20 protein-coding genes are annotated in these 23,524 nt (G+C 48.4%); 11 read left to right on the top strand and 9 right to left on the bottom strand.

Features of this window, described 5'->3' with window-relative positions:
* The first annotated feature begins 100 nt into the window (after window positions 1–100).
* Window positions 101–418 (top strand): hypothetical protein, encoded by a 318-nt coding sequence (locus CBE68_RS05315; RefSeq protein WP_087505027.1) that lies wholly within the window; start codon window positions 101–103, stop codon window positions 416–418.
* Window positions 419–437: 19 nt separating this feature from the next.
* A complete protein-coding gene (locus tag CBE68_RS05310) occupies window positions 438–1,316 on the top strand; it encodes a DMT family transporter (protein ID WP_229744650.1) in 879 nt (292 codons plus the stop codon).
* A 34-nt stretch (window positions 1,317–1,350) separates the two neighbouring features.
* On the opposite strand, the gene CBE68_RS05305 is transcribed toward CBE68_RS05310, so the two are convergent.
* Window positions 1,351–2,298, bottom strand: a complete 948-nt coding sequence (locus tag CBE68_RS05305) for an NAD(P)H-dependent oxidoreductase (RefSeq protein ID WP_087505026.1) — start codon at window positions 2,296–2,298, stop codon at window positions 1,351–1,353.
* A 130-nt stretch (window positions 2,299–2,428) separates the two neighbouring features.
* Between CBE68_RS05305 and CBE68_RS05300 the strand changes: the two genes are divergently transcribed.
* From CBE68_RS05300 to CBE68_RS05285, 4 genes are all read left to right on the top strand, one after another.
* Complete coding sequence (locus CBE68_RS05300) at window positions 2,429–3,331, top strand: LysR family transcriptional regulator (protein WP_087505025.1); 903 nt, start codon at window positions 2,429–2,431, stop codon at window positions 3,329–3,331.
* Window positions 3,332–3,454: 123 nt separating this feature from the next.
* Window positions 3,455–4,723, top strand: coding sequence for an AGE family epimerase/isomerase (locus CBE68_RS05295; RefSeq protein ID WP_087505024.1), 1,269 nt, complete (start codon window positions 3,455–3,457; stop codon window positions 4,721–4,723).
* 120 nt (window positions 4,724–4,843) lie between these two features.
* Window positions 4,844–5,464, top strand: a complete 621-nt coding sequence (locus CBE68_RS05290; protein ID WP_087505023.1) for a DUF998 domain-containing protein — start codon at window positions 4,844–4,846, stop codon at window positions 5,462–5,464.
* 65 nt (window positions 5,465–5,529) lie between these two features.
* Window positions 5,530–6,489, top strand: a complete 960-nt coding sequence (locus CBE68_RS05285) for an endonuclease/exonuclease/phosphatase family protein (RefSeq protein ID WP_087505022.1) — start codon at window positions 5,530–5,532, stop codon at window positions 6,487–6,489.
* 91 nt (window positions 6,490–6,580) lie between these two features.
* On the opposite strand, the gene CBE68_RS05280 is transcribed toward CBE68_RS05285, so the two are convergent.
* The 5 genes from CBE68_RS05280 to CBE68_RS05260 all read right to left on the bottom strand — a co-directional run bounded on the left by CBE68_RS05280 (window position 6,581) and on the right by CBE68_RS05260 (window position 12,368).
* Window positions 6,581–9,028 (bottom strand): glycoside hydrolase family 42, encoded by a 2,448-nt coding sequence (locus CBE68_RS05280; protein WP_087505021.1) that lies wholly within the window; start codon window positions 9,026–9,028, stop codon window positions 6,581–6,583.
* 359 nt (window positions 9,029–9,387) lie between these two features.
* Window positions 9,388–9,837: an Hsp20 family protein gene (locus CBE68_RS05275; protein WP_087505020.1), complete on the bottom strand. Its 450-nt coding sequence runs from the start codon at window positions 9,835–9,837 to the stop codon at window positions 9,388–9,390.
* A gap of 199 nt (window positions 9,838–10,036) precedes the next feature.
* Window positions 10,037–10,627, bottom strand: coding sequence for a GNAT family protein (locus CBE68_RS05270; RefSeq protein WP_087505019.1), 591 nt, complete (start codon window positions 10,625–10,627; stop codon window positions 10,037–10,039).
* A complete protein-coding gene (locus CBE68_RS05265; RefSeq protein WP_143824491.1) occupies window positions 10,628–11,554 on the bottom strand; it encodes a hypothetical protein in 927 nt (308 codons plus the stop codon).
* Between the two features lie 250 nt (window positions 11,555–11,804).
* Entirely contained in the window at window positions 11,805–12,368 is a 564-nt protein-coding gene (locus CBE68_RS05260) for a DUF3750 domain-containing protein (protein ID WP_087505017.1), read from the bottom strand.
* Window positions 12,369–12,562: 194 nt separating this feature from the next.
* On the opposite strand from CBE68_RS05260, the gene CBE68_RS05255 reads away from it, so the two are divergent.
* Complete coding sequence (locus CBE68_RS05255; RefSeq protein ID WP_087505016.1) at window positions 12,563–14,281, top strand: substrate-binding domain-containing protein; 1,719 nt, start codon at window positions 12,563–12,565, stop codon at window positions 14,279–14,281.
* A gap of 6 nt (window positions 14,282–14,287) precedes the next feature.
* Here CBE68_RS05255 and CBE68_RS05250 read toward each other — a convergent pair whose 3' ends face one another.
* The 3 genes from CBE68_RS05250 to CBE68_RS05240 are packed head-to-tail and all read right to left on the bottom strand — an operon-like array spanning window position 14,288 to window position 16,485.
* Entirely contained in the window at window positions 14,288–15,280 is a 993-nt protein-coding gene (locus CBE68_RS05250; RefSeq protein WP_087505015.1) for a glutathione S-transferase family protein, read from the bottom strand.
* Window positions 15,281–15,317: 37 nt separating this feature from the next.
* The gene (locus CBE68_RS05245; protein ID WP_087505014.1) at window positions 15,318–16,013 is read right to left on the bottom strand and encodes a pirin family protein; all 696 of its coding nucleotides are present in this window, start codon (window positions 16,011–16,013) and stop codon (window positions 15,318–15,320) included.
* 28 nt (window positions 16,014–16,041) lie between these two features.
* Window positions 16,042–16,485: a DoxX family protein gene (locus CBE68_RS05240; RefSeq protein WP_087505013.1), complete on the bottom strand. Its 444-nt coding sequence runs from the start codon at window positions 16,483–16,485 to the stop codon at window positions 16,042–16,044.
* Window positions 16,486–16,634: 149 nt separating this feature from the next.
* Here CBE68_RS05240 and CBE68_RS05235 point away from each other — a divergent pair, with 149 nt between their 5' ends.
* The 4 genes from CBE68_RS05235 (at window position 16,635) to CBE68_RS05220 (ending at window position 23,514) form a co-directional block, all read left to right on the top strand.
* Window positions 16,635–17,525 (top strand): LysR family transcriptional regulator, encoded by an 891-nt coding sequence (locus CBE68_RS05235; RefSeq protein ID WP_087505012.1) that lies wholly within the window; start codon window positions 16,635–16,637, stop codon window positions 17,523–17,525.
* A 198-nt stretch (window positions 17,526–17,723) separates the two neighbouring features.
* Complete coding sequence (locus tag CBE68_RS05230; RefSeq protein ID WP_158100498.1) at window positions 17,724–18,485, top strand: substrate-binding periplasmic protein; 762 nt, start codon at window positions 17,724–17,726, stop codon at window positions 18,483–18,485.
* Between the two features lie 200 nt (window positions 18,486–18,685).
* Window positions 18,686–21,103 (top strand): beta-galactosidase, encoded by a 2,418-nt coding sequence (locus CBE68_RS05225; protein ID WP_087505010.1) that lies wholly within the window; start codon window positions 18,686–18,688, stop codon window positions 21,101–21,103.
* Window positions 21,104–21,111: 8 nt separating this feature from the next.
* Window positions 21,112–23,514 (top strand): alkaline phosphatase D family protein, encoded by a 2,403-nt coding sequence (locus CBE68_RS05220; protein ID WP_087505009.1) that lies wholly within the window; start codon window positions 21,112–21,114, stop codon window positions 23,512–23,514.
* The last annotated feature ends 10 nt before the right edge of the window (window positions 23,515–23,524 follow it).

Here is a 23,524-nt window from a genome sequence, read left to right as displayed (position 1 = left end):
TTGGACTAATGCCAGGGGCTAACAGTTCGACAACATTGCTACCCACGTCAAGATTCTCTAGCCTGTGACACTCTAATCTGTTGTAAAAAGTGGAGCGCTAATGCGTTTGTTTCTGTTGATACTGGGTTGGTCATCGGTTGTTGGCAGTTTTGGTGATGGTGGACTGGGCTTGTATGCTTTTTGGCTCACTTGGCAAAACGATTGGCCTTGGCTGATGCTGTCCGTTGATGAATTTTTAAAGCAATTTGTCGCCATTATTTATTGGGTTAAACAAGTCGCATACTACGTATTACCCGAATCCATTGTGACTTGGTTATTCGGTTTGCCTGCGCTAATTTACTTTCCAGTTCGCATCGGTATGAGTATTGTGATTGGTTGGTGGGCGCTAACCAAAGCCGCTCAGTTAGCACAACAGTAAACTAAAAGCGTTTTTCACTTTGACTCGTTTCACTCTCTCTGTTTGGACCCTAATTGCGCTGTTGGCCTTTGCCGCCAACTCCATATTGTGTCGATTCGCACTCGGCGCTGGCACGATTGATGCGGGTAGCTTTACAGCCATTAGATTGCTTTCCGGTGCCGTGGTATTGACCTTGTTACTGATGTGGCGCTCGGATCATAGTGATCACCGCCGCGGCATAGGGCGGCCTGCTGGCAGTTGGCGCGCATCAGCTTTTTTGTTTGTTTACGCAGCGACGTTTTCTTTTGGCTACTTGTCGTTAGATACCGGCACCGGTGCCTTGGTGCTATTTGGCGCTGTGCAAATCACTATGATTTTAGTGACGCTAATTCGCGGTCATCAATTGCATGTTGCTGAATGGATCGGTTTGCTTTGCGCATTTTTCGGTTTGGTCTATTTGCTTTGGCCCAATTTGGCGACGCCCTCGTTCATCGGCTTTGTGCTGATGGCCACTGCTGGCGTAGCCTGGGGTCTTTACACTCTCGCTGGACGAGACTCTAATGAAGCGCTCACCGATACTGCCTGGAATTTCATCCGCTCGCTGCCTCTCGCGCTATTGTTATTGCTGGCGGTTTGGCCATCAGCATCATGGTCATCGAGCGGCGTGTGGTTAGCCGTCGCCTCAGGGGCAATTGCATCTGGCTTGGGGTATGCCATTTGGTATCACGCCCTGAGTCACTTAACGGCAACTCAGGCGGCAGTATTGCAGTTGTTGGTGCCAGTGTTAGCGGCTATTGGAGGTGTCTTCGTCGTCGGTGAAGTGATTTCAACACGTTTGGTGATAGCCTCGGCAATCGTGCTTGGTGGAATTCTGCTGGTGTTGCTGAATAGGCGACGGGCTCAACCTAATGGAGATTGAGCGTCGTCGCTTCATTGGTCATGGTGCTAATGAGTTAGCTGACAACGGGGTCGACTTTGTAATCACAAATCTTGATGTCGCGCTGTTGGTTGAGCATCAAACGCCAAGTCTCATTCACTAATAAGTTGATCGATTCGCCGGCAAATGTATCGGCAATGACGCGAACGCGGAATGACAAATGGTGCTCGCCATCTTGTTCAGTCACATCGAGTTGTTCGATTTCATGCCGGCAATCAGGTTTAAAGGTCGAGCGAGCAAATTCATACCACTGCTCAAAACCTGAAATACCGTTGAATGCGCCTTCCGGCATGTTCATGTAAAAATCATCTGCCAAGTACTTTTTGAAGTAGCCGCTGTCTTCTGGTAGCCGATCCATTTGCTCAAACCACTCCGCTACGAAGCGCTTAATGATGTTTTTAGGCTCATGCAACAATTGCTCGATGACGCTAAGCAGTTTGTTTGCATGACTTGCCGCTCGGGATTCCACTTGTTCCTGAGTGTTGTAGACATCGGGAATGTACACCATGCCATGAGTGTAGATAGGCGCTTGGTAATTCATTTTTGCCAGATAAGCCGTTTGCTCCAAAGGCTTCATCAGCTCCTCAATGCGAAAGTGATTGTAGCCGGTTGGCGTATAAGCTTCCTCAGGGCCACCGATAGTAAATGACAGGATAAAATCCTTGCCTTTGAGCTTGTCGCCTTCTGGGCCGTAAGCAAAATTGAAGCTGAATACATCATCAATCCACTTTTTCAACAACGCTGGCACTGAATACCAATAGAACGGGAACTGCAACACAATGACATCAGCTTGTTGCAGCGCTTGTTGCTCGGCAGCGACATCGATCTGGTAATCCGGATAGAGCATGTCCAAGCGACGGATCTCAACATCTGTTATCTCATTGCTGAGTTGCTGCAAAATGACTTTGTTGGTGTAAGAACTTTCTAGTTGCGGATGACCCGAAATAACGACGACCTGACTCATGGTATCTCCAGAAGCAAAAAACTGATGGGGTAACTTTAGGCCGATTTTTACGCAATGATTAGTCCAACAAAGTCGAATTGATTGTTAGTATTAAGCTAACAATAGTTAAGCTTTGTATGCGGAGGCTTGAGTGCGAGGTGCAACGTACAATCAGCTGATGATTTTTCAAACCATTGTTGAAGAAGGCAGTATTCGAGGTGCCGCCCGCAAGTTAACCATAAGCCCTCCAACGGTCAGCCAAGCGCTGAAAGCGCTGGAACAAAAGCTTGGTTTACCGCTGTTTATTAGAACGACTCGACAGATGGAATTGACCGAAGCGGGTCACTTGCTCTATGGCAATACCAGCAATGCGGTATCGGCTCTCAACTCGGCGATGGAAAGTGTTCACGATCTCCATCAGGAGCCAACGGGGCTAGTACGGATCACCGTACCGAGATTTGTCTACCAGTGGTTGCTGGCACCGATTTATGCTGATTTTTGTCGTCAGTATCCAAAGCTTGAGCTCGAAATTTCCATTTCAGATGCCACTGTTAATCTGATCGCCGAGGGGCTCGATGTTGGTATTCGCTTTGGCCACAAAGTTGAACAAGGGATGGTTGCGCGCACACTCATTGCAACGATGAAAGAGGCTTTGTTCGCCTCTCCTGACTATGCTGAGCGCCATGGGGTGCCGCAAACGCCGGATCAGCTCTCAGCACATAAGCAGGTGAAGTACCGATTCATTTCCTCCAACAAACTGGCGCCGCTGACACTAGAACGAGATGGCGTTCGTTACGAGATCGAGATGCCAACTGCGCTAATCGTTAATGATACCGACTTGTTGATTGATGCGGTGAGCAAGGGCGTGGGAATTGGTGGCATCATTGAGCCTTTGATTGCCAACGGGCTGTCTCGTCATGAGTTGGTGCCGGTACTCGAAGACTACTGGCCGACTGTGCCTGGGTTATCGCTGTATTTTCCGCAAAACAGTCAAAAGGCACGACGAGTTCGAGTATTGATCGACTTTTTAGTCGCGCACTTGGCGCGCAGCTGATGGCAATTCCCGAGAATTGTTGGTTTGTTATAGCGCATGGTGTTTTCGTTGCTCAGTGTTTTTCCTCCTACAACATCTGGTTAAGCTACAGTCATTTGCTATTGAATTTTTTACGGAGGAAAGATGGTCTGGCAATCGCTATTTCTCGCAAGTTTGCTGGTGCTAACGGCTTGCACCCAACACTTACAAGTCAAGCAAGCGGCACAACCCCTGTCTCAACCCAAGCTTATTGAACAAGCTACCGATCACATCGATCAACTATTGACGTTTCATACCGTCCACCCAAGCGAGTGGCAGCAAAACCAGAACTCAGTTGGTTATTTGTCCGAGCTGGACAATCAGGGGATGCCGGTTTCTGACAAAGTCTATACAGTGGCTCTCAGCCGACTGATTTATGGTCTTGCTTATCGTTCTGCGGAGAATCCCGCCAATCTAACTAAAGCCAAAGCCGCGGCAGCGTTCCAATTGCAACACATGCTTGGCGAAGATCGTCACGGCCAGTATTTTTTGTCTTGGGTGAGCCCTACAGCGAAAGATAGCGGAACTAGGCTCGACATCTGGCAGCAAGCTTATGGTTTGTGTGGCTTAGTTGAGTTGTATCGGCAAACCGGCGATCAACAACTACTGCAAACCATTCATCGCTTGCATTCAGCGCTTGTGAGTCGCTTTCAAGATCAGCAATACGGTGGTTTTTGGGGCGCATATGAGTTGACTGACGGACCTGAGGTAGGATCCAAATCGCTGCAATCCTTGATGTATCCAGTGACTGCGTATTTAGCCAATTTGTGGCTTGCTGACGAGACCAACCGTGACAACTATCAGGCTATTTTGCAGCAACACATTGAGCTGCTATCAGAGATAGGTTGGAACCAACAACAGCAGTGGGTCAATGTGAAGTTTGATGATCAGTGGCAGCCGTGTGAAAGCTCAGAACAAGCCGTTTGTAGTTCGGTCAGCCCGGGCCACAATTTCCAGTTGGCGGCATTGTTAATGAGAGCTGCTGAATGGCCTTTTATGACAGTCGCGCAGCAGCAACAATTGCAGCAACAAGGCGAGCGAATGGTTGATGCAACGTTAGCCAAGCCTATCTACGGCCCAACTGGTATCGCCGGTGGCTTTGCTCAGTCATTTGATCCGCTGAGCAACGAGGCCAATGATTCCAGAAAAGCTTGGTGGCAACACTGTGAAGCGATCATCGCCTTGAGCTTAGTGCCAACACAGCAGGGCAATCGAGATAAATTGCTGAGGTTCTTTTTAGCGCACTTTCAAGATCAACAATTCGGTGGTGAGTACTTCTTTGTTGACGCTGATAATCAGCCAGAAACAACCGAAAACAAAGGCAATGTAGGAAAGTCGGCCTATCATTCGGTCGAAATGTTGAGGTTTTTGTAACCGTTTACGGTGTTCGGTAGAATCGGCTAGACTGTAGCTTTCACACTCAGCTAGCCGCGATCAATACGGTTTCGGATTGCGGCAGCCTTTGCACGGAGCAACATAGTGAGCAGTACACGGATGACCAAAATAATCAGCCTATTGCCATTGCTTAGTGCTGGATGGTTTGCCCTGACCGTGATTGTCGCTGGCTGGCATTTTCCAAACTACCAGCATAGCAGCCAGTTTATTAGTGAGCTTGGTGCAACCGGCGCGCCATACGGCGCGCTGGTTAATTTTGTCGGCTTTTTACCGGCAAGTATGGCTCTGGTTAGTTTTGCCGCTTTGATACTTATCAACGGCAACACCACGGCAAAACAAACCGTTGGCTTGCTGGGAGTTGCTTGTTATGGCGCTACCCTTAGTATTGCTGCAATTTATCCGTGCGATTATGGTTGCCGTCCGCCGACTCCTAGTAGCTCGCAAATGATTCATAACCTCTCAGCTTTGGTTGGATATTCGTGTGGCGTGATTGCGGTTCTGTTGTTAGCCGCGGATGTGCTGAAGGAGCGCTCTCGCGCTATTGCCATGATCGGTTTTGTACTGGGCTCAATCGCTGCTGTATTGCTGCTATCAATCGTGCCTTCCTCCCCGATCGTTGGCTTAATTCAACGCTTGTTCGAGTTGGTAATATACAGTTGGATTGTACTGTATGCGTTGACACTCCCATCATTGCAAAGTCGTTTCGCCACTAGAAACTAAAATAGCTGTCGTTGTCAGCAAAGGTTAACTATGTTGAATAGGCCAACCAAAGCTGGAGACGGCGAATGGACTACAGCAATATCACTGCCAGTCAGGCTCAGCGGTTAATACGCCTTAATGAGCGCATCGCTGCCGCCAATATTCCGCAATCCTCGCTCGATCAATCGCTCAATGTTGCCACTTGGAACATCCGCAACTTCGGTAAAGCGAAACGCTATGATGACGGCATTTTGTTCATTGCTCAGATCCTCTATCAGTTTGATTTAATTGCTATCACCGAGGTAAGAGATGACCTCACCGATTTTAAACGAGTGCTTCAGTTACTAGGGCCTCAGTGGAAATTTGTGATTAGCGATTGGCAGCCCGATCGGGGCGGTAACCAAGAGCGCATTGCATTTTTGTATGACGAGCGCATTGTTAGTTTTACCGGTCTTGCCGCAGAAGCATCGCCTGCGCGAACCAAGGCCGGAAGCGAATACACCGCCACGCAAAGTTGGTGGCGCTATCCGTACTTTGCTAGTTTTCAAGCGGGCCATTTTGATTTCATTATTCTTGCCATGCATGCTCGCTGGGGCGCGCCTGAAGGGCGGCTGGAAGAACTTGCTAGTTTCGGTGATTGGATCAGCAGACGCTGGGATGACCATCAAGATCGGGTGTTCGACAAAGATGTGATTGTTGTTGGTGATTTCAATATCAAACGTATCGATGATGAGTTCTACCGAGCGTTAACTGATAGAAGCAAACTAAAAATGCCACGAGCATTGGCTGGGGTGCAAGATACCGCGACGAGTCCCGGCAACAAAAACTACGATCAAATCCTTCACCGCTGCCAACAAACGGCATTTACTGACAATGGCGGGATTATTGACTTCGCTAGTGACGGTTTTATGGAGAATGTGCTGTTTCCCGATTTGCCAGCATCAAAAGTCACCTATGAGCTGTCAGATCATTTCCCGCTATGGGTGCAATTGAATACCGATAACGACGACTTCAGGCTGACAACCGCCGCTGATGTTGTTGATTAGGCAATGGGATTTTTGTAGTGAGGACTGCGGCGAGGATAGCAACGAGGATGGTGGCACCGAAACGAGTTCCGGCACCACCACGGGGGAGAGGTTACTTAGGTACGACTTGCAATAACAGTACGCCCTCTGATTCCAGTTCAAACGAAGTCTGCACTGGGTTGCTGGTCATTAGATCTGTCATTGATGCAATGTCGCCATCAATCAGAGACAAGTCTAACTTAGCTGTGTCATGGCCAAGGTTGAAGATGTTGACCAAGTAGCTGCCATCGGCTTGCTTCACTGAGCGCCAGTGTGTTGTTTTGAACGGCTTGCCATTGTCTTCGGCAATTGCCACCGCAGGCATGCTGTCAGCAATTTCTGCCATTGCCACGTCTTTAATCGCCGCGATATCAGAGCCTTCTGGCATCACAATCAACTTACCTTTGCTCGCTACCAGTTTCGCGGTGCGCGCCTGACCGTACTCATTCATCGACAAGCTGTATTCTGAATCGACGATCACAGTGCCGCCTTGATTCAAGAAGCTTTGCAGGGCAGCAAATTCGCTATCTTTGACATATGGGTTGTTGTAAACCACCACAGTGTCCCATTTGCTGTTGTCTTGTTTCTCAATGATGTTTTGAGTCACAAAGCCCATTGGGAAGCCTTCAAAGAAGAACTGCTCGTAAAACTCAAAGCCTTTGGTCATGTAGTCTTCGGTGTTGATTGCCGTTGTCTCTGAGTAGAACAAACGCAGTGGTCGTTGTTGTTCACGCAGAGCAATAATTTCTTCAGAGAAACTGTTGAGGTCATACATCACCTGAGTCACTTCATTGGTCACGTGTGGCTGCATGTTGTTAGAGCCAGCGTACGCCCCACCCAAACCTGGATCGAAGAAGTCGAGTTCACCTTCTAAGCGATCTTCTGGTGAGCCATCCGGATCGCGTGCCCAGAACCAACCCATGTTGGCATCCATACCTTGCAGCGTTGCTAACCAGTAAACGTTACGGATATAGCTGGTGCGAGTATCGAGATCGCGCCATTGGCCTGATGATAGGAAGTGAGATTCCGAGTTGATGTTGATTTTCTCTGGTGCGACCGACTCCATGAAGTCATGGAACATGCCAACGCCATCCCACTTATAAGCGTACTTTTTCAGCCAGTCATTGGACTTACCTGGGCGGATGTTCGCGCTGCCGAAGGCTTTAGCATCGTGACCAACCATGGTGGTTAGCTCGGCCAATGCCTCAACATCAATACCGCCGGAGCGAGAGTTATACATAAACATCCGCGGCATGACTTTGATGTGGGTATCGGCATCTGGGTTCACTGCGTGCAGCTCGTTTTGCATGAAGGTGAACCAATCAGTACCACGGTCCATGTTGTAGCGCATCCAGTCATACCAAATTGGCTTGCCCTGCAACGCGGTGTCCATTGGGATCTCAACTTCAACTTTATCGAAGCTGGCAAATGAGGTGCCCCAGTTGGCATTCAAGGTAGCCAGATCGCCTTGGTATTTGTTGTCTAACCAAGTTTGGAATTTAGCCAAGGTGTATGAGGAAATTTCGTTCATTTCCTTAAAGTTATAAGTCCAGTGGCCTTTTTCTGAATACCAGTGCGGTTCGTTGGCCAGAACAAAACCAAGTTCGGTAACTTTTTTACCTTTGGTCAACTCGCCGGTGTGGCGAATGATGCGGCTCCATAAATCGCGAGCGGTTGGGTTATCTACATCAAAGCCCGTGAACAGCGAACGACCACTGCGAACTTCTGGCTCTAGCGCTTCAACCCACTCAGGAATCCCCATGATCCAATACACCAAGAAACCAATGTTGGTATCAGGAATGTCGGTCAGGTTCTTCAGTAAGTCTTCATCCCAAGTGCCATCTTCTTTGATCAGGAAGGAGTTGATAGCACGGTCATGATCCACTTCGTACAAGTGCTCACCGCCGTGGTAGAGGGCACCCAAGTGGTCGTTGTAAATATCTTTGTTGGTCAGCGGTTGGCCGACAGTCTTAGAGAAATAGTCGTACGGGAAAATAGGCTTGCCGTTGCTGATAAACATGTTGTCAGCGGCTTTGGTGTTTTGCCAATCAACCTTATTAACCGGCCGACGTTTGATCTCGCCGGCCAACTCTTTACCTAGCTCCCCAATACCTTTATCAAGGATCTCAATGACTTTGGTACGCTCGAAGTCAGGTAGCTCAGCGGCTAAACGTTCTTTGTCGTCAGCATAATAGCGCTCGTAGCCAAAGGCCATTTCAATGGCTTTGGGGTTGGCTTCGTCCCAGTTGGCGAACTTTAGAAACTGCTCGGAAAACCACATGATGGTCTCTTCTCGAGCCACATCAATTCCTTTGGAACGCGCTTCATCCATCATGCCAGCGAGTTTGTCCATCTTAACTCGAGCTTCCTGCTCTAGTGGGCTGATAGCGACCGCTGCAACCGGAGCTGCAGTTTCTTTGCTAACAGGTTGTGTATTGGTCGCGGGGCTATCTTGTTCTGAGCAGGCAGTTGCCAGCAAAACTAAAGGAGTGAGTGCTGCTCCTAAAAGGTGGCGTTTCATTGTCTTCTCTCATTGTGAAGGCAGTTCTGTATGACCACAGAGTAAGCCTAGGTTACCGAATTCAGGTGTCTAAGTTGTTATCAAACGTTTAGCAGGATATTACAACAAAGAATGTATGCAAACATCATATGTATAAAAAGTTGTGAGGTAGACACTGTTATCGAAACTCGGTGATGGAGATCACGAAATTTCGCTCAGCAAGGATTTTAGCTATCGAATGTCAATGCCAGTAGACCCGTTAAATGCAGGGACTAAGGCGTTGTTGGACATTAGCAAAAAGGGCGAGCCTAGGCCCGCCAAATCAGAAAAGGGAGAATTCAAGGAACTGGTTGCGCCCTAGGGGGAGGGCGCAGTGGGCATTACTCGGCGCTGGTGGCTTCTAACAGCGCGCTGTTGCCAATGGCGATTTTCCTTGGTTTTAGCGCTTCGGGAATTTCCCGTTGCAGCTCAATGTTCAACATGCCGTGTTCGAGGTTGGCACCAATGACTTTGACATGTTCGCCCAATTGAAATTTACGCTGGAAGTTGCGCTCAGCAATTCCGCGGTAGAGGAATTTGGCTTCTTCAGCTTTCTCCGCTTTCTTACCGGTCACGATTAAGTGATTGTTGGCAAATTCGATATCCAACTCTTCTTCGACAAAGCCTGCAACGGCCATGGTGATGCGGTAATTGTCCTCACTTAGTAACTCGATGTTATAGGGAGGGAAAGAGGTTTGTTTACCGTTTTTGGCAGCAGCATCCATCAACGATGCCAAGTGATCAAAACCAATGAATGAACGGTAAAGGGGTGAAAAATCAATATTAGTCATTGTTGCTTATCCTCAATCAAGCAATTAAAAGGTGCTGGCATTACGCCCAGCGATATTCGTTGTTGCCCAAAGACCCATGTCTTATTGGCAATGCGGACCCTCTTGGAGGCCTCCGCTGAAACAGATATCGGGCAAGAAAAATGGAAATCAAGGCCGCGGTGAAAAATATTTTTTCGAGCGTCTATCAGTTCACTGTCAGTTATTGGCAGGTGGCAAACGTTTGTTTTGCCGATGAGGATAGCGCTAGGCAGAGATTAGTGATCGGTGTTGGTGAACCGGCGAGATTAATGTCTTGTTCGAGTACTGAGAAGCCTGCCGGTACGAACACTTTGACGACCAGTTCAGCGTTGGTCGAAGACAACAATAGATCAAACTGCTCAGCCTGATAATAATCTTTGGCGAACTGCAGTAATGCTCGTCCGAGTTTCATTTGTTTATCACCAAGGGTATAGAGCTTGCCTCGATACTCACTGTTGACACATAAGGCATTGAGACTTGCAGATCGCAGCGGTGCTAATTGCGCTTGCTGATGGGCAAACAACGAGGCGTGAGGAAAGGCCACAGCCGTATCAGTGCCACGCAGAAAGCCGACGGCATTACCATCGATGTCCACCGAAAAGAACTGACTGTTTAAGTCATAGTCATCTAACAAGGCAATGCCATGGTGTTGGTCAACGGCTAGCGAGTGCCAGCCGTATTCGTGATAGAACACTTGGTATTTTGTTCGTTGATAATCAAGTAACAGCTGCTTGTCGAACTTTGGGTCAAAACGAGCGAGTGTGAGTACCATTTATAATATCTCTCGCACTGAAACATTGGCAATCGACTGATAGCTTTCAATATCGGATTCTCCGCATTTAAAGCCGTCGCTAATAATCATCTTGCCTTCGAATATGCCTCGGTCTGTTTGCTTTAAACAGACTTCAAATGATGCTGATTCTCTTGGAATGTAGCGAGATTCAAACTCAATGGCAGAGGCACTTTGATTGAATCGAAATGAAATATGGTCGTCGCCAATTTTTTTACCGCTTATTTGTAAAATGACCGGCCTTGTTTCTTTCGGAAAATTATAGCTGGCGACGCCGTTGTAATGATTGTTGTCAACCGAGACATATAACTCGCCTTCGCCAACCCCCTTAGAAGCAATCTTGTTCCTGTGGTATCGGCCTAACACTGATTTACACTCACTAAATACATCTTGATCGGCATCATAATGATCAATGCATGATTTTTTTTCCGCGTTTAGGTTGTTAAGCCAAACCTGTAAGGCGTCTTGAAAGCCATCTTGTCGAGTTAACTCTGAAAGCACTGTGTAAGTATTTACATACCCCTCGCAACGGAAAAATGAACCAAGTCGATTGGGCTCTTGAAATGAATCAAAGCAGCTTCGTTGATAGTCTGAGACGCGATCAATGTAGCCAGTGATGAGATCTGAATATTTTATTTCCATCGCATACTTTTCAGCTTTTTTAAATTCAAGCTGAGGCAGCGTTTTATAGATGCCGATAAAAGCGGCGCTTAATTCGACTAATAAGGCGCCAACTAATAACTTTTTATAGGAGTCGGGTACTGACTTGAAAATGCCAATCTTTAAAATGCCGCCGAGGGTGACAATCGCGGTTGCTGCAATGATGGCAATGACCAATAAGTGGTAATAAAAAATAATGTCATTCTGTCCCATGTGCCTTTCCTTTTCTTTCGATTCGACACAAGCCATGGCAGTAAAAAATGGTATTACTGCGAGGAAATGTGAACGTTAGAATTGCTGCTTGCTGAGGTGGTGAACTGGCAATTAATTAGGCGCTTTGACCAAACAAACAGCTAAACTTCGAAGGCATTACGGAGAGCGTCTAGAGCATTAAACTAATCGATACCAAAGCGTTTTAATTATGGTCGAATAGTTTCATTTCAGCCATTTTTTGCGCCGTAATATCGTATGAAAACTGATGCAATGAGATGCTATTGAGTTATTTGTATGGCACTTGGGTTGACAGATCTTCGCTGGCATAGCCACTGCCAATGGCACTGAACGGCAATTCTAGTTCTAATTCAGGCAGTTGAATGGCAAGCCAAGCTGGAAAGGTATTACTGTTTGGGCCAGGAAAAACTGTGTATTGGTTTGACCAAGGGTAGCGGGCAACCGATTGTTCGATTTGAGGGATCAGCTTTGCTGCTTTGTCGCCCTTAATCGACAGCAATTTTTCTGGCTTGGCACCATACCAATAGCGGTCAGGCGTTGCAGTTTGATAAGAATAGAGTGCAGGTAGGCCTCGATTAAGGCGCCAGCCAACCACCTCGTAAACGGTGTACAAGTCGTCATTGTCTTGCTTTGTCGCCACCCAGGTGTGAACCGCAAACCAGCCACGCCAGCTAAACGCATCGGCAGCATATACCTCGATCACGGCGCTTTTTTCAATCATTGGGTCTGGGGCGATACCCGCTGGCTCTCGACTGGCGGTGCGCCAATCTGTGTTGCTACAAGCGGTGATCGCAACCAGCGCCAAAATCATTGTGAAGACAATGCGTTTCATGGTGACTTCATTCTTCTTTTCTCAACTCAAGCTCGAGTCTACAACGGCCGAAACGCAGGCTTCAACGAGCACTTTGTTAGCATTCTTTTCATACCACTGCCTGACTCTTGTGACGTGCGTAACTAAGCCTCTGATTTGTTATTGCTATATTTACTCATCAGGGTGTCAAAGCAAGGTAGCGATATGGACATGATATGGAAAGGGCACGTAGGGTGATGCTAACTAAGGTTCGTCGTTGGGGCTGGCTCGCAGCCTTAACTATGGTGTTAGTTACCCCATCAAGTTTATGCCGTGCTTTAGGCCATGATGTCGATATCGTGCCGCTTAAATCTCAAGCCAGTTTCGAACACATCGCAAGTAAATCTGAAACGCTGAAGATTGCTTATCTGCCGCCAGCGATAGAGTACAACTTTTACCTTGATGTATGGAAAGGGATCGCTGAAGTGGCTGGTGAACAGGGACATCAGGTTTTTCAGTTAGCCCCTCAGACCGATAAACCCGCTGAGCAAATGGATATGCTGCAAGCGGTTATAGAGCAGCAGGTCGATGCCATTATCCTAGCAACTCATGACGAGCAAGCCGCCGCCCCTTTGATTCAGCGAGCAACAGCGCAAGGCATTGTCGTGGTCATTGTTAATTCCGATGCTTTGTCGCACGCAGCGCCAGTTCATGCTGTTGTTGGTTATGTACAACGCAAAGGTACTTACCAATTGGGGCAGTACGCCGCATCGCTGATCTCAGCAACCAAGCGCAATGTCGCCATCTTAGAGGGCGAACCTGGCTATCATTCAACTGAACGTGTTGCTGGTTTTGAGAAGGCCATTGGTGAAGCCGCTATGCCGGTGGTGGCGCGAGCAAATGGTCGCTGGAACACTGAAGGCGGCTACAACGCTACTTTGCAGTTGTTTCGCCAACAATCAGACATTGATGTGATATTTGCTGCCAATGACTTTGAAGTGATTGGAGCTGCCGCTGCGCTCAAGGCGATTAATCGAACCGATGTATTGTTATTTGGCAATGATGGCGTTGCAGATGTCCTGCCCTACATTCGAGACGGCTCGGTACAAGCCACTGTTTATACCAACCCCGTTCTTATGGGCAAAATGGCAATGGCTGTTGCTGTTGATAGTGTTGAAGGGCAATTTCGAGGCGGTTTTGTTGAAACCCCTACCTCACTTATCAGTGGTGATAACGTCGCCGAATACCTAGTTGATACAACTGCGTTAGCGAATGATTCTGAGTTAACCGTTGTCAGCGAGGAGCTCGTTGATCTCACCAATGCTGATGGCAGCGGTTTGTACTGGGATATCCTTCGTGCCATATATCAGCCCAGAGGCATTGAGGTGATTGCCAAAGTGGTGCCGCTTAAGCGAGCGCAGTTGATGACTGAAAAGAGTCATGCTGATGCCATGCTAGGACACCATCGCGGAGACTCCACCCAGATGATCTTCCCGCAATGGCATTATGGTTCTCAGCAAATTTACGCATTGTTTAGCCCCGCGCGATTGAATTGGCAGGGCATTTCAACGTTGCAAGGAACCCCTGCAGCTTGGGTGCGCGGAGCCAATTATGATGCCTATCTGCCGTTAGAGATGCAGTTTGAACAATCCATTGACCATTTGGGGCCGCTGTTGATGCTCGCGTCCGGTCGTGTCGATGTGGTGCTCGATGATGGTATTGAGTTGCAAAAGAACTTTCGTCGGCATGCCGAACGACTGATGCTTGCCGGGTTTGACAGCAACGAGTACCAGCTGGAGAAGGTACTCGATTTAAAATTGTACTTAGCGTTTACCAATACCGCCAAGGGCCGCAAGATGGCCAATATCTTTGATGAGCAATTACCAATGATGCTCCGTAATGGCCAGCTTGAGGCACTTTATCGCAAATGGCAGATCAGCGATTTTCCTTTCTAAATTTTTTTACTCAGCTTCTCTGAATTGCTGCGCTCGACGATGCTCACTGAGATAGTCGATTTGCGGCCCTTCGGGCACCACCTGCGTTGGATTGATCATGGTGTGGCTAAAGTAGTAGTGACGCTTGATGTGGAAAAAATCGACTGTCTCGGCAACGCCTGGGGATTGATACAACTCGCGCAAATAAGCCGATAAATTCTGATATTGTTCAATGGTTTGTTTGTTGCACTTAAAATGGCCGACGTAAACCGAATCAAATCGAATCAGGGTGGTGAATAATCGCCAGTCAGCTTCGGTGATCTTATCTCCGACCAGAAAACGGCTCGCACCAAGGCGCGCTTCTAGTTTATCCAACGCATCAAACAGTGAGGTGTAGGCCTCTGAATAGGCTTGCTGTGACGTAGCAAAGCCAGCTTTGTAAACGCCGTTGTTGATATTGTCGTAAACGAATTCATTGACCTGATCGATTTCCGTGCGCAGTTCCTCTGGGTAGAAATCTTGTTGATCGCCGGTAATGTCATCAAAGGCATTATTTAGCATCCGAATGATCTCTGACGACTCATTGCTGACAATGCGGTTTTGCTGCTTATCCCAAAGCACAGGCACGGTGACGCGGCCGGTGTAAGTTGGTTTGTTGCGCGTGTAAATCTGGTGCAAGAACTGCGACTCAAACAATGGATCGCCGCTACTATAGCTTGTGGTATCAAAGGTCCAACCGTTGTCCAACATATCGGGGCTGACGACTGACACGCTGATATGTTGCTGTAGTCCTTTAATGGCTCTGAATATCAGTGTTCGATGGGCCCAAGGGCAGGCCAATGATACATAGAGGTGGTAACGGCCAGATTCAGCTTTGAAGCCGCCGTCTCCCGTTGGACCAGCAGAGCCATCTTTACTGATCCAATTCCTTAGCTGCGCAGCCTCACGTTTGAATTGGCCGCTATTTGATTTGGTGTCGTACCACTGGTCATGCCAAACGCCGTCTACTAACAATCCCACTGTTGCCTCCCGGCCTATCGGCCAATTGTTGATGTCATTAGGGTAGTTCGAATATCAGGGCTGTTGCCTCATCTTGACCATTGTTGGTCACAGTCACTTGGTCGAGCTGTTCGATTTTTGCGCCATCGCCAGCGACTAACGTTTGCTCTAAAACTGCGAGTGCGCCAGCTACTTGGTGGATATAAAGACGTTTGCCGCTGCCGGTACTGAGCTGTTGCGATTCGCCAGCGGGCAGGATCAGCTGGTGCAACAGTGCATCTTGTTTGATTGCCAAAGTGCCGTTGTCGCCGTTTGGGGTGACAATGGTCGTTAGTCCAGACTGGCGGCCAAACGATTTTTGCTGATAGCTCGGTGGTTGATCCTTGCTATTGGGTTCAATCCAAATTTGCAAAAACTTCAATGGCTCGGTGGCTGACGGGTTGTACTCACTATGATAAATCCCGCGGCCAGCTGACATCAGTTGGAACTCGCCAGTTGGCAGGCGTTGGATGTTGCCTTCGCTATCTTTATGCTCGATCTCGCCTGACAACACATAGCTAATAATTTCCATGTTGCGGTGGCCATGGGTGTCAAACCCTGCTCCAGGCTGGACGACGTCATCATTAATTACTCGCAATGCTGAGAAGCCCATCTGATCGGCATCGTAGTAGTGACCAAAAGAAAAGGTGTGTTTGCTGTCAAGCCAGCCGAAGTTGGCCTCGCCGCGTTGCTCACTGCGTCTTATGGCAATCATGGTAACTATCTCCAGTTGCTGTGAACCGTTACGCCAAACGCTTGGCAATGGTTTGATCAATAGCGAAGCGGCCTGAACCTGACAGCAGCAATGAAGCGCTCGCTGCAAGTAGGGCAAGACCAAATTCGTAGCCATTATTTGCCATGAATAAGCCATTGCCGATGTGTACTGAGAAAATGGCAACAATCATGGTTACAGCCAATACCAAAGCAGAAGGACGAGTCAGCAAACCGAACAGGATAAATAGCCCTGCGAAGAACTCTGCGCCACCGGCCAGCAGTGCCATCAGGTAGCCAGGACTTAGACCGATGGAATCCATCCACTGGCCGGTACCTTCAAGACCATAACCACCAAACCAACCAAATAACTTTTGGCTACCATGAGCCGCGAAAATAATGCCGACAGGAATTCTTAACGCCAGAGGGGCAAGACCTGCATTGGATGAAGCTAGTGTTTGAATGAGCGTTTTCATAACTGTTTCCTCAAAATATTTAATATCTTTCAGTTGCCGTTCGAAACCTTGCGTTCAAACGATGTAGAGAATTTTAGGTGAGCTCTATTGATTAAAAAATCGGAACATGTTGAAGTTATTGTTCAATTTTTTTGAATGTGGGGTCAGCAGTGTTTTCAGGTATCTCCATCGAGTCATTGAAGGCTTTGGATGCGATTGAACAACATGGCAGTTTTGCTGCCGCAGCGGCTGCGCTTTACAAAGTGCCATCGGCACTGACTTACACCATCAGAAAACTTGAAGATGATTTAGGCACCTTGTTATTTGATCGTTCGGGACAGCGAGCACAATTGACGCCTGCTGGTAAATTGGTATTGGAGCAAGGGCGCGATATTTTGCTCGCCACACAGCGCATGGTTGACTCGGTCAAACAACTGGAATCGGGTTGGGAAAGCGAGCTTCGAATTGCCCGCGACACGGTGATCCCTGAAGGGCCTTTATTGGCTGTGGTTGACGAATTTCTTCAGTTCCAGCATCCGGTCAATATCAGTTTAGGGGTTGAGGTGTTAGGCGGCGGCTGGGATGCGCTACACAGCCAACGTGCTGATATTGTCATCGGTGCTTCTGGAGAGCTGCCCAAGGGACTATTCAACACTAAAGTGATTGGTTTGTTGGAATTCGATTTTGTGGTTGCGCCTGAACATCCGCTGGCAACACAGGCTGGTGCTATTGAGCTGGAGCAATTGCGTCAATTTCCGGCAGTGGTGGTTGCCGATACCTCACTGCGCCTGCCGGTGCGAGACAGCGGTTTGTTTGAAGCCAAGCAAGTGATTCGAGTCAACTCAATGGAATCTAAAATTGAAGCACAACGACTTGGTCTTGGCGTTGGTTTTGTGCCAAGGCATCTTGCTGCAGCGCTGGTCGCAAGTGAGCAACTGGTGATTAAACCATGTGCGTTCCACCGACCGGCCCAACAACTGCTAATGGCTTGGCGCAAAGAACAATATGGCAATGCGTTGGATTGGTTTGTCGAACGTTTGGCGCGGCAACCTTGGTTATAAACCAACCAAATAAAAGGAAGCGAACTCTGATCGTGCTGTTTCGGCATTAACGTCTGTCAGCTGTAGTTCAACCTAAGTCTGATAACATAAGTGATAAGGGAATGATCTACTCATGGGGCTGTCTCAGTATTTATAGCCGATATTTTTCCGATTATGCTGTTTATCGGCAACAAGAGTTCGTTGACAAGAGGTGTGCTGTTGAAGGTTATGATCGCTAGTTGGTTGCTGCTGATTAACTGTTGGAGTGCAAACGCATTTGCCGATACCTCTGCTAATGCCAAATGGCATTTAGCTGCAGCCCATTGGTGCCCCTATATTTGTGACGACGAAGAGTACCCTGGTATATCGGTGGAGTATATTGGCGCATTACTGGCTTCTGCCAATATCGATCTTGAAGTGACCATTCTGCCTTGGACCAGAGCGATTCGAATGGCGGAAAAAGGAAAGTATGATGGCCTGCTAACCGCTGTGCCTGAAGAAGCGCCGAGCTTTTTGTTTACCCGTTATGAATCTGGCCACTACCAAATGTGTTTCTTTGCTCAAGCGGAAAGCCAATTTAGCTATAACACTATTCTTGATCTAGCCGATACTCGATTAGGGGTAATTCAAGACTATGGCTACGGCGAGCCACTCGATAGCTACATCAAAGCAAACCACAACACTGCCAACATTGTCACTCTGGCTCATGAGGCCTCCTTACAATCGCTGGCGGACATGTTGCGCCTCAGTCGAATCGATTTGCTAGTGGAAGACTCCAACGTCGTGGCATTCAATCTCAAAGAATCAGATCAAAACAACATGAATCAGGTCGGCTGTTTGACTGAAAATCCGTTCTACACCGCATTTAGCCCAGCGGTGGAAGTCTCAAATCAGCGCCGCGACTTGCTTGACCGCCTGTTACAGCAACCCGAAAATTCAACGTTATATCAAACAATTCTAGATAAATACCGACATCGCTAACTAAGTACACCTGCAATCTCATTCGGTAAAAATAGCCTTGGCCATTGAGTTGGGAAAAAAAGGTCCAGTTAACATAATTAAATCAATATTGTTGACAATTAACAGTCTGTAAAAATATTTTAAATGCAATCGTCTCGGCAAGTTCGATGGGTTCATTCGGACTACTGCGCCATCCCAACAATCATTAGTGAGATCGTTTCATGCAACTCATTAGGGTCAGCACCAATTTGCTCATTGGCTGTTCTGCGTTATGTCTGGTTGGCTGCCAGAAAGCAGATCCGTCAATATCTGTCGACAATTCTGACGGTGAACTCCAATCCCAACAAACACAACCACTTATCCAGTTGTTCGATTTTGAGCAGCAGGTGATTCCTGATGCCGTTCAACTCCACAATGCGACAACCAGTTTTGTATCCAATGAAGGTATGGTGACATCGGGCGACTATGGTTTACGGGTGCAGTTCTCGTCGAAAACCGATGAACATAATGCCGTTGCCATCGTGCCAGAGCAGCCATTTGACTGGAGTGACTATCAGGATTTCAGTCTGGTGTTTGATATCGCCAATCAAGGTGATTATTCAACCTTTTTGTTTGTCAGCATTGAAGATAGTCAGGGCCAGTCGTATACCCGCGCCATCAATATTCCGGTTGGTGGCAGCCAGTCGTATTACAGCAAAATGGATGGTCACGATATTGGTTCTGCCAGTAGCAACGAAGATCAATCCATTGAGCTCAATTTAAGCTCTGGCCTGCGCTCCAACCCTGAGACTTGGCAAAGCGACGATACTCAAATGGTATGGATGTGGGGCACCAAGAATCTCGATTTATCGGCCATTCGCCGCATCGTATTGCGCACCGAATACAACCTTCACGATACAGAAATCACCCTCGATAACATTCGCTTAGAAGCGAACCCTCCGATGGATACTGATTTCCTAGTTGGCATTGTCGATAAGTTTGGCCAAAACCCCAACGCTGAGTTTGCCGAGAAAGTGAATTCGGAAGCTGAGTTAATTGCCAAAAAGGATGCTGAACTACGAGCTCTGAATAATGGCGCTCTGATGGCTGAACGCTCCAAATTCAGCGGTTGGAAAGCCGGCCCGAAGTTGCAGGCAACAGGGTATTTCCGGACTGAAAAAGTCGATGGTAAATGGTGGTTGGTTGACCCTGAAGGTTACCTCTATTTGGCGACCGGCGTTGACATTATTCGTTTGGCCAACTCCACCACCATGACAGGTTACGGTTTCGATGAGAAGGCGCTGCAAAGCCGCGATAGCGAAGATGTCACGCCAGAAGATTCGCAAGGGCTGAACCCGGTTAATCAAGCGGCGCAGAAAACCCGTACCCTAATGTCGCCAACTCGCGCCAACATGTTTGAATGGCTACCAGCGAGTTACGATGAGCCACTTGGCAATCACTTCGGCTATCGCAAGGATGTCCACTCCGGGCCCATCAAAAGCGGCGAAGTTTATAGCTTCTATAGTGCCAATCTAGAGCGTAAATACGGCGAAAGCTCACCGAACTCATTTCTGCAGGATTGGAAACAAGTCACCATTGATCGGATGTTGAACTGGGGCTTTACCTCGCTCGGCAACTGGACCGATCCGATGTTTTATGACACCACCAAAGTGCCGTACTTTGCCAATGGTTGGATTATCGGCGACTTTAAAACCGTGTCCAGCGGCTCTGATTTTTGGCGTCCGCTGCCTGATGTATTTGACCCAGAATTTGCTCGTCGAGCCGATGTCACCCTGAAAACCATTGCCGATGAAACTCAAGGTTCGCCTTGGTGTGTCGGCGTCTTCATTGATAACGAAAAAAGTTGGGGGCGGGCGAACTCACGTCAGACCGAGCTAGGGATCGTGATCAACACCTTGACTCGATCTGGTGCTGAGGTGCCAACCAAAGCTGAATTTACTCGGGTTATGAAAGCCAAATATGCAGATATTGATAAGCTCAACGCCGTTTGGGCAACCGACTTTGATTCATGGCAAGCGTTTGACCAAGGTGATTTTGACAGCCAATTGTCTGCTGAACGCGAAGCAGATTACAGTTTGTTGCTGACCACTTATGCCGAGCAGTATTTCCGCATTGTTCGCGCTGCGCTGAAACAGCACCTGCCTAATCACATGTACTTTGGTGTTCGTTTTGCTGATTGGGGCATGCCAAAAGAAGTGGTTGCAGCGTCAGCTAAATATTCTGATGTGGTGAGTTTTAACAACTACAAGCAAGGCGTGACTGAGGGCAAATGGTCATTTTTACCAGCGCTCGACAAACCCATCATGATCGGTGAGTTCCACTTTGGCGCAGTGGACTCTGGTTACTATCACCCAGGCCTTGTTTACGCCGCTAATCAAACTGACCGAGCACGCATGTACCAAGACTATATGAACTCGGTATTCGACAACGACTACTTTGTTGGCGCTCATTGGTTCCAATACATGGACTCACCGCTGACCGGCCGCGCTTACGATGGTGAAAACTACAACGTCGGTTTTGTCACCGTTGCTGACGTGCCCTATGAAGCCATGATCAAAGCTGCCAAAGAACTTCACGGCGATATGTATCAACGTCGCTACCACCGCCGCGATAACCGTCCCGCGCAATTGAAAGAATAAGGATTCCCATGACAAAGCAATTTTCCCGTCGAGACGCATTGAAAATTTTGGCCGCTGGGGTGGCGACAACAACCGCAGGCTGTATCAGTCGTGGCTCAGCCCTTAACAACAATGCCTTTAACAACGGCGCCGTTAGCAATGACACAACTGATGGTGCACCACTGGCTCAAACCGTGGTCGATGGTTGGCGTCAGCGCCATAATCGAGTGTGGTTGGGGGGCGAGTACTGGGCCAATCCAATGGAAGATTGGCGCTTGATTGACGGCGGTGCGGAGTGCATCGACAACGGTGGCAATCGCTCAGTTCATTTGCTGACTCACCAGCTGGTTGATCCAAAACAGCGCTTCACCATTACCACTCGTCTGCAACAGCTTGATGTTGGTAGTAATGACGGTGGCGCCAGCATCCGCATCGGTGTCCGTAGCGAACTCAACGAATACCGCAGCAACGTCTTTGCGCAAAATGGTGTTGATGCTGGTGTGGTTGGCGACGAATTAGTGATCGGCAATAAGCGCGGCAAGCTCAACCAAGCGATCGCCGATCAAGCCGTTGAGTTGACCCTAACTGGCACGCCACAGGTTGGTAGCTCAGCGCTTAAGTTGCAAGTTCGTTTAGTTAGCAGCAATGAGTTGATTGGCGAGTTAGAGCATTTACTGGCAGCTGAAGATATTGTTGGTAATGTTGCGGTGGTGAGCAATTTCACCATTCCTGTGGTTGAGTATGGAGATGATGCCAAGACCTCAGAAGGGCGCTATCGCTTTAGTGATTGGCATTTGTCTGGTGCGGCATTCAATAACAAACCAGAGCAAAAATTTGGTCCAATTCTCTGGACCATGTATACCCTGAGCGACTCGCGCTCAGAGCAGGGCTTTGTCATGAGCCTTAGTGCCTTGACCGGTCCGATGGGGGAACAAGACAATCACCAAGTTGAATTGCAAGTTCAACAGGATGGTCAGTGGCAATCGGTTGGCACCGCAACGCTCGACCCAGATGCGTGGACCGCAACGTTCCGCATCAATAATTGGAATGAAAAGCAACAAACGCCATACCGAGTGGTTTATCGCGAGCAGCTTGTTGATGGCTCTGAGTTACCCGATATTTATGAGGGCGTGATCAAGGCTAATCCTGTCGGTCGCCCCCTTAGAATGGCCGGTCTGACTTGCCAAAATGACTACGCTTTTCCATATGAGCCAGTCGCTAACAACGTCGTCAAGATGGACCCAGATCTGGTGTTCTTCTCTGGCGACCAACTCTATGAATCCCATGGCGGCTTCGGTGTGGTTCGGGCTCCAGCTGCCCCTGCCATTCTTAACTACTTGCGTAAGTTCTATCAGTTTGGCTGGGCCTTTGGCGACGCCATGCGCAACCAGCCAACTGTATGTTTGCCAGATGATCACGATGTCTTGCAAGGCAACTTGTGGGGCGAGGGCGGTTCGCCAATGCCTGAGCGAGCCATTGCCGAGGATACGGTGGATAAAACCGGCGGTTACATTGAGCCGGTGCGTATGGTTAATGCGGTGCATCGAACCCATACTGCGCACCACATGCAGCCGCATGATCCGACGCCAGCTAAACGTGGCATGAGCGTTTACTATGGTGAAATGATTTACGGTGATGTCAGCTTTGCCATTGTTGCCGATCGACAATGGAAAAGCGGTCCGGAGCATCTGGATATTATCGTCGGTACTTCGGGTAACGATGAACAGCCAAACCATTTTAATCCGGCATTTGACGATCCTTCGCTGTCGTTGCTTGGCGACCGCCAAGAGCAGTTTTTACAGCAGTGGAGCGAGGATTGGCGCGGCCATAAGATGAAAGTGCTACTTAGCCAAACCATCTTTGCCAGCCTAGCAACGCACCAATGGAAAGCCGATTACTACCTCAAGTACGATTTCGATAGCAATGGTTGGCCAGCATCGGCGCGCAATCGGGCCATTGAAGCGATCAAAGCATCAAAAGCACTGCATTTATGTGGCGATACCCACTTGCCGAGCCTGTCGCAATATGGCGTCAACCAGCAGCGCGATAGTAACTGGGCGTTCTGTACACCAGCTATTGCTGTTGGTTGGCAGCGTTGGTGGTTGCCCGATAGTGTTGGCCTCAACAATCAAAATCGGCCGCAACATGGTTTAGCCAACACCGGTGAGTACCTCGACAGTTTTGGCAACAAAAACTACGTCTACGCCGTGGGTAACCCTGTGGTGAGCGAAGCGCGCAATCGTTATGTCCGAGCCCACGAACGCAGCAGTGGTTTTGGTTTCGTGTCGATTGACACTGACGCCAAAACCTACACCCTCGAAGCCTATAAGTTCATGGTTGATGCCACTGATGGCAAAGCCAGCAATCAATTCGATGGCTGGCCGGTGACCATTCATCAGCAAGAAAATACTGGCGCGAACAAGCTTAGCTAGAGGGAGTTGT

It is taken from the genome of Neiella marina, assembly GCF_002165625.1.
In the GTDB taxonomy this organism is placed as follows: domain Bacteria; phylum Pseudomonadota; class Gammaproteobacteria; order Enterobacterales; family Neiellaceae; genus Neiella; species Neiella marina.
This window is presented reverse-complemented; position numbering and strand designations above follow the sequence as displayed.